The organism is Streptomyces viridochromogenes DSM 40736, assembly GCF_000158955.1.
GTDB lineage: Bacteria > Actinomycetota > Actinomycetes > Streptomycetales > Streptomycetaceae > Streptomyces > Streptomyces venetus.
Map to the genome: position 1 here is coordinate 529,454 of NZ_GG657757.1, position 16,489 is coordinate 545,942.

The 16,489-nt window shown below is 71.7% G+C and carries 14 protein-coding genes and 2 pseudogenes; 2 read left to right on the plus strand and 14 right to left on the minus strand.

Features of this window, described 5'->3' with window-relative positions:
- Nucleotides 1-159 precede the first annotated feature (159 nt).
- Entirely contained in the window at nucleotides 160-1,302 is a 1,143-nt protein-coding gene (gene rho / locus SSQG_RS02485; protein ID WP_003988102.1) for a transcription termination factor Rho, read from the plus strand.
- Nucleotides 1,303-1,503: 201 nt separating this feature from the next.
- Nucleotides 1,504-2,316: pseudogene (locus tag SSQG_RS38745) on the plus strand (D-alanyl-D-alanine carboxypeptidase family protein); the annotation flags it as partial.
- A gap of 11 nt (nucleotides 2,317-2,327) precedes the next feature.
- On the opposite strand, the gene SSQG_RS43615 reads toward SSQG_RS38745, so the two are convergent.
- The 14 genes and pseudogenes from SSQG_RS43615 to SSQG_RS02565 all read right to left on the minus strand — a co-directional run.
- The gene (locus SSQG_RS43615; RefSeq protein ID WP_003988104.1) at nucleotides 2,328-3,710 is read right to left on the minus strand and encodes a glycosyltransferase 87 family protein; all 1,383 of its coding nucleotides are present in this window, start codon (nucleotides 3,708-3,710) and stop codon (nucleotides 2,328-2,330) included.
- The gene (gene mptB, locus SSQG_RS02505) at nucleotides 3,707-5,101 is read right to left on the minus strand and encodes a polyprenol phosphomannose-dependent alpha 1,6 mannosyltransferase MptB (RefSeq protein ID WP_003988105.1); all 1,395 of its coding nucleotides are present in this window, start codon (nucleotides 5,099-5,101) and stop codon (nucleotides 3,707-3,709) included. The genes SSQG_RS43615 and mptB overlap by 4 nt, the downstream gene beginning before the upstream one ends.
- A gap of 259 nt (nucleotides 5,102-5,360) precedes the next feature.
- Entirely contained in the window at nucleotides 5,361-6,293 is a 933-nt protein-coding gene (locus SSQG_RS02510) for a glutaminase (protein ID WP_003988106.1), read from the minus strand.
- A 36-nt stretch (nucleotides 6,294-6,329) separates the two neighbouring features.
- Nucleotides 6,330-7,742 carry an aspartate ammonia-lyase gene (gene aspA, locus SSQG_RS02515; protein WP_003988107.1) on the minus strand — a complete coding sequence of 471 codons (1,413 nt, stop codon included), beginning with the start codon at nucleotides 7,740-7,742 and terminating at the stop codon, nucleotides 6,330-6,332.
- Between the two features lie 132 nt (nucleotides 7,743-7,874).
- Nucleotides 7,875-8,980: pseudogene (locus SSQG_RS02520) on the minus strand (asparaginase).
- Nucleotides 8,923-10,365, minus strand: a complete 1,443-nt coding sequence (locus SSQG_RS02525; RefSeq protein ID WP_003988110.1) for an amino acid permease — start codon at nucleotides 10,363-10,365, stop codon at nucleotides 8,923-8,925. Before SSQG_RS02525 ends, SSQG_RS02520 begins: the two are co-directional and overlap by 58 nt.
- Entirely contained in the window at nucleotides 10,362-11,039 is a 678-nt protein-coding gene (locus SSQG_RS02530; RefSeq protein ID WP_039931813.1) for a FadR/GntR family transcriptional regulator, read from the minus strand. Before SSQG_RS02530 ends, SSQG_RS02525 begins: the two co-directional genes overlap by 4 nt.
- 185 nt (nucleotides 11,040-11,224) lie before the next feature.
- Nucleotides 11,225-12,061 (minus strand): undecaprenyl-diphosphate phosphatase, encoded by an 837-nt coding sequence (locus SSQG_RS02535; RefSeq protein ID WP_003988112.1) that lies wholly within the window; start codon nucleotides 12,059-12,061, stop codon nucleotides 11,225-11,227.
- Between the two features lie 124 nt (nucleotides 12,062-12,185).
- Nucleotides 12,186-12,533 (minus strand): fluoride efflux transporter CrcB, encoded by a 348-nt coding sequence (gene crcB / locus SSQG_RS02540; RefSeq protein ID WP_003988113.1) that lies wholly within the window; start codon nucleotides 12,531-12,533, stop codon nucleotides 12,186-12,188.
- Nucleotides 12,530-12,874: a DUF190 domain-containing protein gene (locus tag SSQG_RS02545; RefSeq protein ID WP_003988114.1), complete on the minus strand. Its 345-nt coding sequence runs from the start codon at nucleotides 12,872-12,874 to the stop codon at nucleotides 12,530-12,532. Before SSQG_RS02545 ends, crcB (SSQG_RS02540) begins: the two co-directional genes overlap by 4 nt.
- Nucleotides 12,871-13,326, minus strand: a complete 456-nt coding sequence (crcB, locus tag SSQG_RS02550) for a fluoride efflux transporter CrcB (RefSeq protein WP_003988115.1) — start codon at nucleotides 13,324-13,326, stop codon at nucleotides 12,871-12,873. Before crcB (SSQG_RS02550) ends, SSQG_RS02545 begins: the two co-directional genes overlap by 4 nt.
- A gap of 221 nt (nucleotides 13,327-13,547) precedes the next feature.
- Nucleotides 13,548-14,507 carry an SMP-30/gluconolactonase/LRE family protein gene (locus tag SSQG_RS02555; protein WP_003988116.1) on the minus strand — a complete coding sequence of 320 codons (960 nt, stop codon included), beginning with the start codon at nucleotides 14,505-14,507 and terminating at the stop codon, nucleotides 13,548-13,550.
- A 46-nt stretch (nucleotides 14,508-14,553) separates the two neighbouring features.
- Nucleotides 14,554-14,811: an ArsR/SmtB family transcription factor gene (locus tag SSQG_RS02560; protein WP_039931814.1), complete on the minus strand. Its 258-nt coding sequence runs from the start codon at nucleotides 14,809-14,811 to the stop codon at nucleotides 14,554-14,556.
- A gap of 207 nt (nucleotides 14,812-15,018) precedes the next feature.
- Nucleotides 15,019-16,489, minus strand: a 1,471-nt coding sequence (locus SSQG_RS02565) for a glycoside hydrolase family 53 protein (protein ID WP_003988118.1), incomplete at its 5' end; no start/stop codon positions are given.

The window sequence follows — 16,489 nt, forward strand, 5'->3', positions numbered from 1 at the left end:
GGATCTCTTCCTCATCTCCAGCACCACGACGTCCTTCGTCGAGCCGAGGTGCTGTTCCCCGCCGCACGGAGTTGTGCTTCAGGCCCTCCCTTCGCGGCTCACTCCCCCCTTCCCTTCGCATGTCCCATGCCTGCCGTCCGTGAAAGGACACACACCACCATGACCACCACACTCGAAAACCCACCCGCCCTGCAGCAGCCCACGACCCGCACCGCCACCGGCGTCCTCGACATCGACGCGTCCGGGAAGGGGCATCTGCGCGGCGAGAACTGCCTGCCCTCGCCCGCCGACCTCTCGGTCTCCCCCGCCCTGACCCGCCGGTACGGCCTGCGCAAGGGCGATCTCGTCGAGGGCGTACCCGGCGACCGCCGCGGTCTGACCGACGTCGTACGGGTCAACGGCCGCCCGCCCGAGGAACTGCGCGGCCGACGTCACTTCCGGGACCTGACGCCGTTGCATCCGCACGAGCGCCTCCGTCTCGAGCACCCCGCCGCCGGACTGGCCGGACGGGTCGTCGACCTGATCGCACCGGTCGGCAAGGGCCAGCGCGGGCTCCTCGTGGCCCCGCCCAAGACCGGCAAGACCGTCCTCCTCCAGCAGCTCGCCGCCGCCGTCACCGGCCGGCACCCCGAGTGCCGGCTGATGATGATGCTGCTCGACGAGCGGCCCGAGGAGGTCACCGACATGCGGCGCGGGGTGCGGGGCGAGGTGTACGCCTCGACCTTCGACCGCGGCGCCAAGCAGCACATCGCGCTGGCCGAGCTCGTGATCGAGCGGGCCAAGCGGCTGGTCGAGGCCGGTGAGGACGTCGTCCTCCTCCTCGACTCGCTGACCCGGCTGTGCCGGGCCCACAACAACGCGGCCGGTCCCGGTGGCCGCATCCTGAGCGGCGGCGTCGACGCGTCCGCGCTGAGCGGCCCCAAGCGGTTCTTCGGCGCCGCCCGGTCGGCCGAGGAGGGCGGTTCCCTCACGATCCTCGCGACCGCGCTGGTGGAGACCGGCTCCCGGGCCGACGACTTCTACTTCGAGGAGCTCAAGAGCACCGGCAACATGGAGCTCCGCCTGAGCCGCGAGCCGGCGTCCCGCCGCGTGTTCCCGGCGGTCGACATCACCACCTCCGGCACCCGGCGTGAGGAACTCCTGCTCCCTCCGGCGGAGTTGGCGGCCGTACACGGCCTGCGCCGCGTGCTGCAGAACCGGGAGGGGCAGGGCGCTCTGGAGACCCTGCTGGAGCGCATGCGCGACACCCCGGACAACGCGACGTTCCTCCGGCGCATCCAGCCGACGCTGCCCTCGGACTGAGGAGCGACCGGCCGAGCAGTCGCGATGAGGCCGTCCTGAGGGGGCCATGGGTGTGGCATACGGGTGTTCGCGCCTGGTTCTCGGCCCGGTTGTCATGGTGCGGAGCGAGTCTGTTCCTACGTTGATCATATGATCCTCGAATTCTCTTCCCGGGTGGCCGTGTCAGCGGGTGTGCTGTGTGCGACGGGGCTGCTGACCCTCATGCCGGCCGCGGCGGCCGGTCGCGGCAGGGCGGAGCCCAGTCCGCCGGCCGGGCCCCGGGCGGCGGCCCCGCACCCCTTGCTGCTGCACCGGCCCGGCGTCCATGTCCGCCCGCGCACCGGCGCACCCCGCGTCCCGCGGGTCTCCGCGCTGTCCTGGCTGGTGGCCGACGCCCGTACCGGAGTGGTGCTCGCCGCGTACAACGCGCACCGCAGGCTGCCCCCGGCCAGCACCCTGAAGACCCTGTTCGCCGTCACCGTGATGCCCGAACTGCCGGCGGGCGCCCGGCACACGGTCCGCGAGGACGAGCTCCAGGGCATCGGTGAAGGTAGCAGCCTCGTCGGGATCACCGAGGGCCGTACCTACCGGGTCGCCGACCTGTGGCGGGGTGTCTTCCTCAACTCCGGCAACGACGCCGTGCACGTCCTGGCCGAACTGGGCGGCGGCTGGCGGACCACCGCCCGGCGCATGCAGGCCAAGGCCCGGTCCCTGGGCGCCCTCGACACGCGCGTGGTGTCACCCGACGGCTACGACACACCGGGCCAGGTGTCATCGGCCTTCGATCTGGCGGTCTTCGGCCGGGTGGGGCTGCGCGACCCGGCCTTCGCGCAGTACTGCGCCACGGTCGAGGCCAGGTTCCCGGCCGGCGGCGGCTGGTCGTACCCGATCCGCAACACCAACCGGCTGCTGAGCGGCGCCCCCGGTGTGAAGCCGTACCGGGGACTGATCGGCATCAAGAACGGCTACACCACCCATGCGGGCAACACGCTCGTGGCGGCGGCGCGCCGGGACGGGCGCACCCTCGTCGTGACGGTGATGAACCCTCAGGAGGGCGGTGGATCGACCGTGTACGAGGAGGCCCGCTCGCTGCTCGACTGGGGCTTCGGAGCCGCCGGGCGGGTCGACGCGGTGGGCTCGCTCGACGCCTGGCGGCCCGCCCCGAGTCCGTCGGCGAAGACACCGGCCGCCGCGGCCGCGGTGCCGGAGGAGCCCGGTGCCGGCTGGACGGAAGCCGGACTGATCGCGGGCGCCACCGGGCTGGGCGTCACGATCGTGGTACTGGTGCTGCGGCTTCCGGTCCGCGGGTCCGGGCGGAGTTGACCGACCGGCAGCCACAACAGCAGGCCCAGGGTGATCCAGGCATAGGTGTTGCTGCCCAGGAACCCGGCGACGCCGGACGCGTCGTCGAACCACAGCCACACCACACTGGTGCACAGCACCGCGTACAGCGCGCCCGCGATCCGGAGGTGCCCGGCACGGATCAGCACGGCGAAGGACGGCAGCAGCCACACGAGGTGGTGCACCCAGGTGATCGGGCTGACGAGACAGGCCGCGAGACCGGTCAAGGCGAACGCGGCCGTCCAGTCCCCCGCGTGGGCCGCCCGGCGGGCCCGCAGCGCCCACACGGCGAGGACCAGCAGCGCCACGGACGCCCACACCGCCCGGTCCGGTTCACCCAGACGCGCCAGGATGCCCTGCACCGACTGGTTCGAGACGTAGCCGAGGTGGCCGACGCGGTTGGTGTCCCACAGCGCCTCGGTCCAGTAGAAGCGCGAGGCGTCGGGGTCCACCAGGGCCGCGACCGCGGTGGCGGCGAGGGCGACGGCCGTGGCGACCGCCGCCGCGCGCCGTCGTCCGGCCACCAGCAGCAGACCGATGAACAGCGCCGGGGTGAGCTTGATCGCGGCCGCGAGTCCGATGCCGATGCCCGCCCAGCGGGTGCGTCCGCCGGCCAGCAGCGTCGCGTCGGTGAGCACCAGGGCCAGGAGCAGCAGGTTCACCTGGCCGAAGCTGAAGGTGTCGCGGAGCGGTTCGAACAGGGCGAGCACGCAGGCGGTCAGGGCCCAGCCGTACCAGCCGTGACGCCGCCAGTCCGGACCCGCGAGCAGACGCAGCACCACGGCCAGGGCCGCCAGGTTGAGCAGCAGGGCGGCCGCGATGGCGGTGCGCAGGTCCAGCAGGGCCATCGGCAGCATGACGACTGCGGCGAACGGCGGATAGGTGAAGCCGTACGTCGTGCCCGGCACCCGGTAGTCGTAGATCCGGCCGCCGTGGTGGACCCAGCTGTCGATGCTTCCGTAGTAGACGCGCAGATCGAACCAGTCGCGCAGCAGGGGCACGGTCGCCGTGAAGACGGCCACCACCGCGGCGAGGGCGAGCACCAGCAGCAACCGCCCCCGGTCGGTGCGGGGCAGGGCCGGGGTCATGCCGTGCGTCCCAGCGCGGGGGCCAGCTCGGCCTGGTGGGCCTGCCACAGCACGACGACCGCGAGGGCGCCGCCGCAGACGGCCAGGAGGAGTTGTCCCGTGTCCGCCGGGCCGCCGCTGGGCAGGACGCAGAGCGCGAGCACGCCGGTCACGGCCGCCATACGGTGGCGTACGGAGGTGCCGGGCGCGGCGGCGGCGATGAGGAACAGCCCCCACAGGGCGTACCAGGGGCGGATCGCCGGCCCGAGGGCGGCCACCGCCGCCAGACTCAGGCCGAGTGCGTACAGCGGCCGCGGGCGCAGCCGGAGCCAGATCAGGGCGACCGCGACGACGGCCGCCGCGACGCCCAGGGTGTGCCAGGCGGGGATCGCCAGCGGCGCGAGATCGCTGCCGAGGTGGTGCAGCAGGGCCCGGGTGGCGCGGCCGAGCAGGGTGGTCAGGGCCCAGTTCTGGGGCGAGACGGGGGTGTTCAGGGCGGCTATCCAGCCGTAGCCGGTGCCGGCCACGGCCGTCGCCGCGACGGTCGTCCCCGCTGCGGCGACGGTGGTGGTCAGAACGGCCTTCGCCGGTCTCCGCCCGGCACGGACCTGGAGGACGACGACGGCGGCCAGACCGAGCGCGGCGGGTGCCTTGACCAGGGCTGCGAGGGTGACGAGGACGGCTCCGAGGACCGGCCACCGGCCGAGCGCGGCCACCAGCCCGACGCCGAGCAGGCCCAGCATGACGGCGTCGTTGTGGGCGCCCGCGACCAGGTGCAGCAGGACGAGCGGGTTGAGGGCGCCCAGCCACAGCGCGGCGGACGGGTCGGCGCCGCTGTGGCGGGCGAGGCGGGGCAGTGCGGCGGCCATCAGGGCCACGCCCGCGAGCGCGACGAGTCGCATCCCCAGCAGGCCGGCGGGCAGTTCACCGCGTGTCAGACCGGACAGCGCCGCCGCGACGGCGAGGAAGACCGGGCCGTACGGGGCGCCGGTGTGCTGCCAGAGGGGCGCGACCTCGTCGGCGATCGGGCCGCCGAGCTGGGACGGGCCGTGCGCGTACACGTCCATGTGCGCCTCGACCATCGCGCCCTGGGCCAGGTAGCTGTAGACGTCCCGGCTGAAGAGCGGCGGCGCGACCAGCAGCGGGGCGGCCCAGACCGCGAGAACGGCCAGGAGGGCGCGGGGCGCGGGCGGTCTCGGTCCGCGGACCAGGCGGCCCAGCAGAGCCCAGGCCGCGATCAGCAGGACGAGGCCGAAGTAGACCCCGACCAGTCCGAGGGCGGCACGGGCGGAGGCCGGGTGGAGGAGGTCCCGTACGGGCAGGGCTCCGGCTGTCTCACCGCCCGCCGCGAGGACGGCGGTGCCGGCCAGACCCAGGATCTGGCAGCGGCGGAGATCGACGAAGGGAGCCATGGCCAACACTCGGTCAGAGTGTCTGTGCCGGGTGGCTGGAAGTTGACGCGGTGGGTTCCGGGACGAAGCGGTGGAGTGACCGGCCGGTGATCAGGTGCGGTGCGTGAGGGCTGCATCCCGTCCGGCAGGTGTGGTGGTTCGCAGGGTGCGGGTGCGTTGTGGCTGGTCGCGCAGTTCCCCGCGCCCCTGAAGGTGTGACCCCAGGCCGCGGGACGGTGGGGGCCTGTCGCGCCGTTGCCCGCGCTTCCCCTTGGGGCGTTCAGAACACCGAGAGGCCTGTCAGTGTCGTGAATCGGTCCAGGGCCGCCACGCCCGCCACCGAGTTGCCCCGTTCGTCCAGGCCCGGGCTCCACACGCAGAGCGTGCAGCGGCCCGGGACGACCGCGATGATGCCGCCGCCCACGCCGCTCTTGCCGGGCAGGCCGACCCGGTAGGCGAAGTCGCCTGCCGCGTCGTACGTCCCGCAGGTCAGCATGATCGCGTTGATCTGCTTGGCCTGGCTGCGGGTGAGCAGACGGGTGCCGTCGGCGCGGATGCCGTGACGGGCCAGGACGGTCGTGGCCAGGGCGAGGTCCGCGCAGGACGCCGTGATGGAGCACTGCCGGAAGTACTGGTCGAGCAGGACCGGCACCGGGTTGTCGATGTTGCCGTAGGCGGCCATGAAGTGGCCGAGGGCGGCGTTGCGGTCGCCGTGGGCCGTCTCGGAGGCGGCGACCTCCTCGTCGAAGGTCAGGTCCTGGTTGCCGCTCTCCGCCCGCAGGAACGCCAGCAGTTCACCCGAGGAGTCGCCGGTCCGGGTGTGCAGCCGGTCGGTGACGACGAGGGCGCCCGCGTTGATGAACGGGTTGCGCGGGATGCCGTTCTCGTACTCCAGCTGGACCAGGGAGTTGAAGGGGTTGCCGCTGGGCTCGCGTCCCACGTGTTCCCACAGGGCGTCGCCCTCGCGGGCCAGGTCCAGGGCGAGGGTGAAGACCTTGGTGATGGACTGCGCGGAGAACGGCTGCCGCCAGTCCCCCACGCCGTACACCGTGCCGTCCGGTTCGGCGACGGCCATGCCGAAGCTGCGTGGGTCGCAGGCGGCGAGCGCCGGGATGTAGTCGGCGGGCCGGCCGCGGCCGGGGGTTCGCTCGATCTCCTCGGCGATGCGCTCCAGGACCGGCTGGAAGGTCGTCGGCGACGTCATGATCACCATTCTCTCTCCGGGCCGGTCCCGGTGCGCTCGCGTGACTCAGACCGCCGACGCTGTGCCGCTGCCCGCCAGGACCTCGGGGCGCAGCAGGCCGGCGAGGGTGTCGGCGGGCAGCAGGCCCTTCTCCAGCACGAGTTCGGCCACGCCCCGGCCGGTGGCGAGGGCCTCCTTGGCGATGTCGGTGGCGGCCGTGTAACCGATGTGCGGGTTGAGGGCGGTGACCAGGCCGATGGAGTTCTCGACGGTGGCGCGCAGGGCCTCGGTGTTGGCGGTGATGCCGTCGACACAGCGCTCCGCGAGTGTGAGGCAGGCGGCACGCAGGTGGGTGAGGGACTCGGACAGGGAGTGCAGGATGATCGGCTCGAAGGCGTTGAGCTGGAGCTGTCCGGCCTCGGCGGCCATGGTGATGGTGACGTCGTTGCCGATGACCTCGAAGGCGACCTGGTTGACCACCTCCGGGATCACCGGGTTGACCTTGCCCGGCATGATCGACGAACCGGCCTGCACGGGCGGCAGGTTGATCTCGCCGAGCCCCGCGCGCGGGCCGGACGACAGCAGGCGCAGGTCGTTGCAGCTCTTGGACAGCTTGACCGCGATCCGCTTGAGCACGCCCGACATCTGCACGAACGCCCCGCAGTCCTGGGTCGCCTCGACCAGGTTCGCCGCCGTCACCAGGGGCAGGCCGGTGATGGCGGCGAGGTGGCGGCGGGCCGCCTCGGCGTACCCGGCGGGGGCGTTGAGGCCGGTGCCGATCGCCGTGGCGCCCAGGTTGATCTCATGAATCAGCTCGACGGCCTCGGCGAGACGGGACCGGTCCTCGTCGATCATGACGGCGTACGCCGAGAACTCCTGGCCGAGCGTCATGGGGACCGCGTCCTGGAGCTGGGTGCGGCCCATCTTGAGCACGTCGCGGAACTCGACGGCCTTGCGGGCGAAGGAGTCCTGGAGCACGGACATCGCCTCGAGCAGGCCGCGCACCGCGAAGACCGTCGCGATCTTGACGGCGGTCGGGTAGACGTCGTTGGTGGACTGGCCGAGGTTGACGTCCTCGTTGGGATGCAGGTGGTGGTACTCGCCCTTGGCGTGGCCGAGGAGTTCCAGGGCTCGGTTCGCCACGACCTCGTTGGCGTTCATGTTGGTGGAGGTGCCGGCGCCGCCCTGCACGACGTCGACCACGAACTGGTCGTGCAGCTCGCCGTCGCGGATCTCACGGCAGGCGGCGACGATGGCGGCGGCCTTCTTCGGGTCCAGCAGGCCGAGTTCCTCGTTGGCGAGGGCGGCGGCCTCCTTGACGGCGGCCAGGGCGTCGATCAGGTGCGGGTACGCGGAGATGGGCGTGCCCGTGATCGGGAAGTTCTCCGTGGCGCGCAGGGTGTGGACACCCCAGTACGCGTGGGCGGGGACGTCACGGTCGCCGAGCAGGTCGTGTTCGGAGCGGGTGGCGGCGGTCATGAGGGCGAGGGCCTTCTTCCTGGGAGTGAGGGTGAGTGCGCGCCCCTGAAGGGGCGCGGGGAACTGCGCGATCGACCAGGGACGGCCGTCAGACCGGCGACGACCCGCAGTCCCCCTCGGTTCGGCGTGGCACTACACGCAGGCCGTGGACGGAACCGGCTCCAGAGCTCGCACTGCCCGCACACACCCCACCGGCTCGCCACCGCCGAGCAGCGGCTCGCCCGCGAACTCGGTGAGCAGGTCCGGGTCGACGCCCGCACGGGCCAACGCGGCGGCGGCCACCGGCACACGCGCCCGGTTCGCCCCGTCGGCGATCTTCACCGCGACGGCCCGCCCGTCGGGCAGCGCGGCGACCTGCACACCCTCGAAGCCGTCCTTGGTGAGCAGCCCGGGCACGGCCCGCATCAGCGCGGCGACGTCTCGGCCGGAGCCGGAGGCCATCTCGGCGTGCTCGCGCATGGCGTCGCGACGCGGGCCTCGGGCGTGCCCGGCGCGGCGGTGGCGATCCGGGCGGTGGCGCGGGCGAGGCCGTGCAGGGAGATGGAGAACAGGGGCGCGCCGCAGCCGTCGACGGTGACCCGGGCGATGCGCTGCCCGGTGAGGTCCTCGACGATCTCGGCGATGGCCCGCTGGAGCGGGTGGCCGGGGTCGAGGTAGTTCTCCAGCGGCCAGCCGTTGAGGGCGCAGGTGTAGAGCATGGCCGCGTGCTTGCCTGAGCAGTTCTGGGCGAGTCGTGAGGGCAGCCGGCCCTCACGCACCCAGGCGTCCCGCACGACCGGGTCGAACGGCATGTCCGGGACGTTGCGCAGCTGTTCCTCGGTGAGCCCGGCGAGGTCGAGGATGCGCCGGGCACCGGCGAGGTGGCGTTCCTCGCCGGAGTGGCTGGCCGCGGTCAGCGACAGCAGCTCGCCGTCGAGCGGGAGCCCGGCCCGCACCATGGCCACGGCCTGGACGGGTTTGAGCGCGGAGCGCGGGTAGAAGGCGGCCTCGATGTCTCCGATCTGGAGCCGGACCTCTCCGTCGGCGCCGAGGACGACGACGGAGCCGTAGTGGATGCCTTCGACGATGCCGCCGCGGATGAGGTGGGCGACGGGGGCGTGGACGGGTTCACGGACAAGGGGTGCGTCCGTAAGGGAACTGCTGAACATCACTGCCTGCTTCTCGGGGAGCGGCGCGTGGGTCACGCGTCCGCTCCGGTGGTTGACTTGCGCGCGACACGGCCGCGGATACCGAACCATCCGACGACCAGTGCCCCGACGATCAGCGGCAGGCACAGCACGGTGGTGCGTCCCGCGCCGCCGTCGGCGTACATGAGGACCAGGACGGAGGCGAGGAACGCCAGCGTCACGATCTCGGTCCAGGGGGAGCCCGGCAGCCGGTAGCCCGGGCGGGTCAGCTCGCCCTTCTGGGTCTTCTGCCAGAAGAGGAGGTGACAGATCATGATCATGCCCCAGGTGGCGAGGATGCCGATCGCGGCGAAGTTCAGCACGATCTCGAACGCCTCGGCGGGCACGACGAAGTTGAGGCCGACGCCCAGGACGCAGATGCCGCTGGTGAGCAGGATGCCGCCGTAGGGGACCTGGCTGCGGCTCATCACGGAGGTGAACTTGGGCGCGGATCCGGCCATGGCCATGGAGCGCAGGATGCGGCCGGTGGAGTAGAGGCCGGAGTTGAGGGAGGACATCGCGGCGGTGAGGACCACGAGGTTCATCACGCCGCCGGCCGCCGGGACGCCGATGTTCGACAGCACGGTCACGAAGGGGCTCTCGCCGGCGGTGTACTTGTTCCAGGGAAGCAGCATCGACAGCAGGACGACCGAGCCGACGTAGAACACGCCGACACGCCACATGATCGAGTTGATCGCCTTCGGCATGATCTTCTCGGGGTTCTCGGTCTCACCGGCCGCGACGCCGACGAGCTCGACGGAGGCGTAGGCGAAGACGACGCCCTGGATGATCAGCAGCATGGGCAGCAGGCCCTGCGGGAAGACGCCGCCGTTGTCGCCGATGAGGGACGGGCCGGGAGTGTGTCCGTCGACGGGGTGCTGGGTGACCAGCAGGAAGATGCCGATGCACATGAAGACGACGAGTGCGCCGACCTTGACGATCGCGAACCAGAACTCCAGCTCGCCGAAGATCTTCACCGAGATCAGGTTCACGGTGAGCACCACGGCCAGTGCGATCAGCGCTATCACCCACTGCGGGATGTCGGAGAACATGCCCCAGTAGTGGGTGTAGGTGGCGACGGCGGTGATGTCGGCGATGCCGGTGGTCGCCCAGTTGAGGAAGTACATCCAGCCCGCGGTGTAGGCGCCCTTCTCCCCCATGAACTCGCGTGCGTACGACACGAAGGCGCCTGAGGAGGGCCGGTACAGCACGAGTTCGCCGAGGGCGCGCACGACGAGGAAGGCGAAGAGGCCGCAGACCGCGTAGGCGATGAAGAGGGACGGGCCGGCGTCGGCGAGACGGCCGCCGGCGCCGAGGAACAGGCCGGTGCCGATGGCACCGCCGATGGCGATCATGTTGACGTGCCGTGACTTCAGGGACTTGCTGTAGCCGGCGTCTCCGGCGTCGACATGGCTGGAACGTTTCTGCACGCCTTCGTGCAGGGACTGCTCACTCACGCCTCGGGTCCGCCTTCCGTGGGGGTGTCCGTGCGCGAAGAACGCACGATGTCGGTGAGGGTCGTCTCGACGCGGTCGAGGTGATGGGCCATGGCCTCCACCGCGTCGTTCTCGGAACCGTCGATCAGCGCCTCGACGATCGCGCGGTGCTCGCGGTTGGACTGCTCGCGGCGCCCGCCCAGCTCGTTGAGGAAGGCCGACTGGCGGGCCAGCGCGTCCCGGATCTCCTCGATGACCCGGCGGAACACCGGGTTCTGCGCGGCCTCGGCCACGGCGAGGTGGAACAGCGTGTCCATGGCGACCCACGCGGTGGTGTCCGTCTCGCGTTCCATCCGGTCCAGGAGGTGGGCCAGGTGGTCGAGGTTCTCCGGGGTGCGGCGGCGGGCCGCGTACCCGGCGACCGGGATCTCGACGTGGCGGCGCACCTCCAGCAGGTCGCTGGCCGAGTAGTCGCCGAAGGTGGGGTCCTCGACGGTGCTGGCCACGACGAAGGTGCCCTTGCCGGTCCGGGAGACGGTCAGGCCCATGGTCTGCAGGGCCCGCAGCGCCTCGCGCAGCACGGGTCGGGAGACCTCCAGCGTGCGGCACAGCTCCGCCTCGGAGGGGAGCTTGTCGCCGATGGCGTACTCGCCTCGTTCGATGGCACCGCGCAGGTGCGCCAGCACCGCTTCCATGGCACTGACGCGACGCACAGGCTGTCCGGCTGTCCGGCTGTCTGACAGGTTCACGGTGGCGATCCTGCGGGGCGCGGGAGGCACCTGTCAAGAGGCCGAAAAGAAACATTCAGAGGGCCGGAAGCCTGCGTTCAGGCTCCCGGCCCCTGTCTCGTACGGTCGGCGGACCGGACCGGCGCGGACCGTCAGCTGTTGAGCACCCCCGTCCCGAGCAGGCCGAACAGCAGCACTCCGACGGCGATCCGGTAGATCACGAAGGCGTTGAAGGAGTGCTTGGCGACGAACTTCAGCAGCCACGCGATCGATCCGTAGGCCACGACGAAGGAGACGAGCGTGCCCACCGCCAGCGGGGCCGCGCCCACACCGGTGCCCAGAGCGTCCTTGAGTTCGTAGAGCCCGGCTCCGGTCAGGGCGGGGATACCGAGGAAGAAGGAGAGCCGGGTGGCGGCGACGCGGTCCAGGTCGAGCATCAGCGCGGTGGACATGGTGGCTCCGGAGCGCGAGAAGCCGGGGAACAGCAGGGCGAGGATCTGGGAGCTGCCGACGAGCATGGCGTCCTTGAACGAGGTGTCGTCCTCGCCGCGCTTGTGCCGGCCCAGCCGGTCCGCCGCCCACATCACCCCGCTGCCGGCGATCAGCGAACCGGCCACCACCCACAGCGAGGCGAGCGGTCCCTGGATGAGCGGTTCGGCGGCGAGTCCGACGAGGACGATCGGGATGGTCGCGTAGATGACCCACCAGGCGAACTTGTAGTCGTGGTGGTACCGCTCCTCGCGGTCGCGCAGGCCCCTCCCCCAGGCGGAGACGATGCGCACGATGTCCTTGAAGAAGTACACGAGCACCGCCGCGATCGCGCCGACCTGGATGACGGCCGAGAACCCGACCACGGCGTGGTCGTCGACGGGGATGCCCATGAGCCCCTCGGCGATCTTCAGATGGCCGGTGGAGGAGACGGGCAGGAACTCGGTCACCCCCTCGACGGCTCCGAGGACGACGGCCTGACCGACGTTGATGACGCTCATGGGATCCAGTTCTGTCCGGGGAAGGCGGGAGCGGAGGGGACAGTCTTACTACACGCGGGCGAGGACGGATCTCACGTACACGCCTCACCCACGCGGATCGCCCGCACGCCTCACCCGCCCCGCCTCACACCCGCGCGAGCGCGGCCCCCGCGAACGCCGCTGCGAGACCGGCCGCCACGCTCGCCGCCACGTTGACGGCGGCGTGCAGCCGGGCCCCCGTCTCCGCCAGCCGCAGCGTCTCGTAGGAGAACGTCGAGTACGTCGTCAGGGCGCCGCACAGACCGGTGCCGAGCAGCAGTTGGAGGTGGGCGGTGGCTCCGGTGAGCAGACCGAGGATCAGGCAGCCGGAGACGTTCACCGTGAAGGTGCCCCAGGGGAAGACCGAGTCGTGCCGGGACTGGACCGCCCGGTCGGTGAGGTAGCGCAGCGGGGCGCCGACCATCGCGCCGCCGATGACCAGGAGCCAGTTCACAACGTTTTCTTACCCTTCGGGACGATCACCTCGCAGTCGTCGAGGGTCACCAGCCCCTCGGTGACGAGTTCGTCCAGCTGCGGGAGGAAGGCACGGACGCGCGGCTCGGTGTCGACGATCACCACGGCGACCGGCAGGTCCTCGCTCAGTGACAGCAGCCGCGAGGTGTGGATCAGGGAGGACGCGCCGAAGCCCTCGACACCGTGGAAGACACTGGCGCCCGCGAGGCCGGCCGCGTGGGCCCGGTGGACGATCTCCGAGTAGAGGGGCTTGTGGTGCCAGGTGTCGTTCTCGCCGACGAAGACGGTCAGGCGCAGCGCGTTGCCGGTCAGCCTCGTCATGGCTGCCTCCGTTCCAGGATGCGGCGGGTCGTCCGGGCCGCGAGCCACACCGCTGTGAGTGCCGCCGGCGGGGTCGCCGCGAGGTAGGTCAGACCGGTGGCGGCGTGGCCGCGGTCGATCAGCTTCTGGATGTCGACGGCGTAGGTCGAGAAGGTGGTGAAGCCGCCGAGGACGCCGGTGCCGAAGAAGGGGCGGACGAGGGGGTGGGCGGCCCTGATCTCCGTGATGACCACCATGAACACGCCGATCACGGCACAGCCGGCGATGTTCACCCAGAAGATCGTCCAGGGGAAGCCGCTCGCGGACGCGGGCCACCAGAGGGAGGCCGCGTAGCGGGCGGCGGCCCCCGTGCCCCCGCCGAGCGCCACGACCGTGACGACGGGCACCTGGGCACGCCAGGACGGTGGACGCCGGGTGGAGACCTGGACGCGGAGGTTCTCGGGGGCTTTCACGGGGGTACGTCTCCTACTCGCCGGAGCCCGGGACGGTCCGGGCGCGTGCCGTCGCAAGTAGGGACCGTTGGCGGCGTCCTTGCCGCGGTTCGGGTACGGCGGGCCCCACCGCCGCGCCGCGAAGGGGAGTCGCGGCCGGGATTCAGATTAACCCCCGGGGCGTGACGGGGTCACTCGGGGAGCCCGCTCGGGTCACTGCGGCGTGGCCGTGGGTGCCCGGGTCACTTCGGGGCGGGTGGTTCGCAGACCGCCACGCCCCGCTCCCAGAGGCTGCCCAGCACCAGCTGCCCGCCGGCCTCGCAGACACTGGTGACCATGCGGTAGCCGGAGCGACGCCGCGCCAGGTGGTGGACGACGCGGCCCTCGTCGTCGAAGGCCAGGACGGCGACCGTGCCGGTCGGGCGGAACGGGGCGTGCACGGCCGCGCGGGCGGCGGCACGGCGGACCGCGGGCGTCCCACGGTGGAGCAGATCGAGAGCCGGTACACGGGGACCGGCCAGCGCGACCCAGACCGGTCCGTCCGGGGCACCGCGCCAGAGGTTGTCGGGCATGCCCGGGAGGTTCTCCGCGAAGGGCTCGCCGCGGCCGGCCTTCGGACCGGTCAGCCAGTACCGGGTCAGCCGCCGGGCACCGGTCTCGGCGACGACGAGGAACGACTCGTCGGAACCGGCGGCGAGCCCGTTGGCGAACTGGAGGCCGTCCAGGACCACCTCGGGCGTGTCGTCGCCGGGGGCGAGACGCAGCAGCCGTCCCGTCCCCGTGTGCTCGACGATGTCGCCGATCCAGTGGTCCAGCGGGTGGCGGCGGCTGGAGACGGTGAAGTACACGCTGCCGTCGGAGAGGGACACGACGTTGCTGCAGAACCGCAGCTTCTCCCCCGCCACGGCGTCGGCGAGGACACGGACCGTGCCGTCGCCGGTGTCGACGCGCAGGAGCCCGCGTTCGGCGTCGCACACCAGCAGGGCGCCGTCCGGGAGGAGTTCGAGGCCGAGCGGCCTGCCGCCGGTCTCGGCGACCACCTCGGAGCGGGCCGCGACCGGGTCGGTCAGGCCGTCCAGGCGCACGATGCGGCCGTCGGCCAGCCCGGTCAGGACGCGGCCGCGCGGGTCGGCGACCACGTCCTCCGGGCCGTGGCCCAACGCGATGTAGTGGCGTGGGACGAGTGCCGTGGGACGGTCCATCACGTGTGCCCTTCAGGTCGGGGGAGATACCGCTGTACCGGGTCGCCTACCAGCCCTTCTCAAACATCCGGGCGACCTCGGCGATCCGCATCTCGTCACGGTGGTAGTACACGCGGCCCGCTGACCGGCTGGTGCGCAGCATGCCGGTGGCCTCGAGCAGCCTGAGGTGGGTGACGGCGACCGGGCGGGGCAGGGAGAACCGCTCGGCGACGGCGTCCGCGGTCACGCCGTGCGTGGCGGGTCCGGGTTCCTTCATCCAGGCCAGGATGCGCAGCCGCGTCTCGTCGGTGGGAGTCCTCAGCATGTCGCACCCCTGCCTCGCGGCTCTCGTCCTCATGACCGCGTCTTTCCACTGTCTCGCAGTCCAGGCCGCCGCGTCCGGCACTCCACGTCCTTGACCGATACCGAACTTCCCCGCGTCATGCAGGAGTTCGCCCTGTTCGGGGCTCTGCGTGCGGGAACGGGAGAGGGCCCGGCCGCGTGGGTGCGGCCGGGCCCCTCCCCCGTCGGGTCAGCGGTGGCGGAACCAGGACGTCGAGGAGAGCGCCCGGTCGTCGTAGCCGAACAGCGCCTGGTTCTCCCAGGCGTTGCCGGAGGCGGCGTCGGTCGGGTCCCAGCCGTTGCCGCCCACAGCGGTCCAGGTCGCCTCCCAGTAGAAGACGCCGAGGCCGCGGCCGCCCGGTACGGCCTCCACGATGCTCGCCACGTCGTTCGTCCACCGGGTCTGGCCGGCCACGCTCGCCGGGTAGCCGGCGACCAGTTCGTCACCGGTGTCGATGATGTTCTCGTGGGCGTCCCCGCTGTCCAGGCGGAACGGGTAGGCGGTCTCGGCGACGAAGACCGGCTTGCCGTAGCGGGCGGCCGCGTCGTCGAGCGTCGTCTGGAAGTCGGCCAGGGTGCCGTGCCAGTAGCCGTAGTACGACAGGCCGATCGCGTCGAACCTCACGCCGTGGGAACGGGCGTTGTCGAACCACCAGCGGGTGCCTTCCAGGTCACCGCCCTTGGCGAGGTGCAGCGCGACGGTGGTGGACGAGTTGACCGCCTTGACCGCGTCGTAGCCGGAGTTGAGCAGACCGGCCAGTCGCGTCCAGTCGGACGTCGATCCCTCGTTCCACAGCATGCCGCCGTTGATCTCGTTTCCGACCTGGACCATGTCGGCGGTGGTGCCCTGCGCCTTCAGGGCGTTCAGCACGTCGTACGTGTGGTTGTACACGTCCGTCCTGAGCTGACCGTAGGAGTGTCCGGCCCAGGCGGCGGGCTTGTCCTGGCGGCCGGGGTCGGCCCAGAAGTCCGAGTAGTGGAAGTCCACCAGCAGCTTCATGCCCTGCGCCTTGACGCGCTTGGCCACGGCCAGGACCCGGGCCTTGTTGTTGTAGCCGTCGGCCGGGTTCACCCAGACCTTGAGGCGGGCGTAGTTCATGCCGGACGACCTGAGGATCGCCAGGGCGTCCCCGGCCGTGCCGGAGCCGTTCCGGTAGACGCCGCCCTTCGCCTCGCTCTTGGCCAGGGAGGAGATGTCGGCGCCCTTGACCGACGTACCGGACGTGCCCGGCGTGAAGGTCAGGTCGTCGACGTTGATCCAGTTGCCCGCGTTCGCGTCACTGTTGACGCTGATCGTGCACTGGTTGCCGGTCACCTCGACCGGCACGACGATCCTGATCCACCCGCCGGCCGAGACCGGCAGGTCGGTGCGCTGCTCGGCGCCGCCGCAGTTCCTGAGAGCCAGGTGCGCGGACTTCTGGCCGCCACCGGAACGCACCCAGGCGGTGAGCTTGTAGCTGCCGTTGGCCAGTCCGGACAGGTACTGGTACGTCTCCACCTTGTAGGCGGTGGCGGCCCAGTGGCTCAGGCGGTAACTCCCGCCGTGGCCACCGGACTCGGTGAACGAGGCGCCGGTGTCGCCGTACTCCGACCAGCCGGCCGGCGTGGCCGTGCCGGCGCCGCCGGTCTCGAAGCCGCCGTTGGTGAGGGTGCTCGCGGCA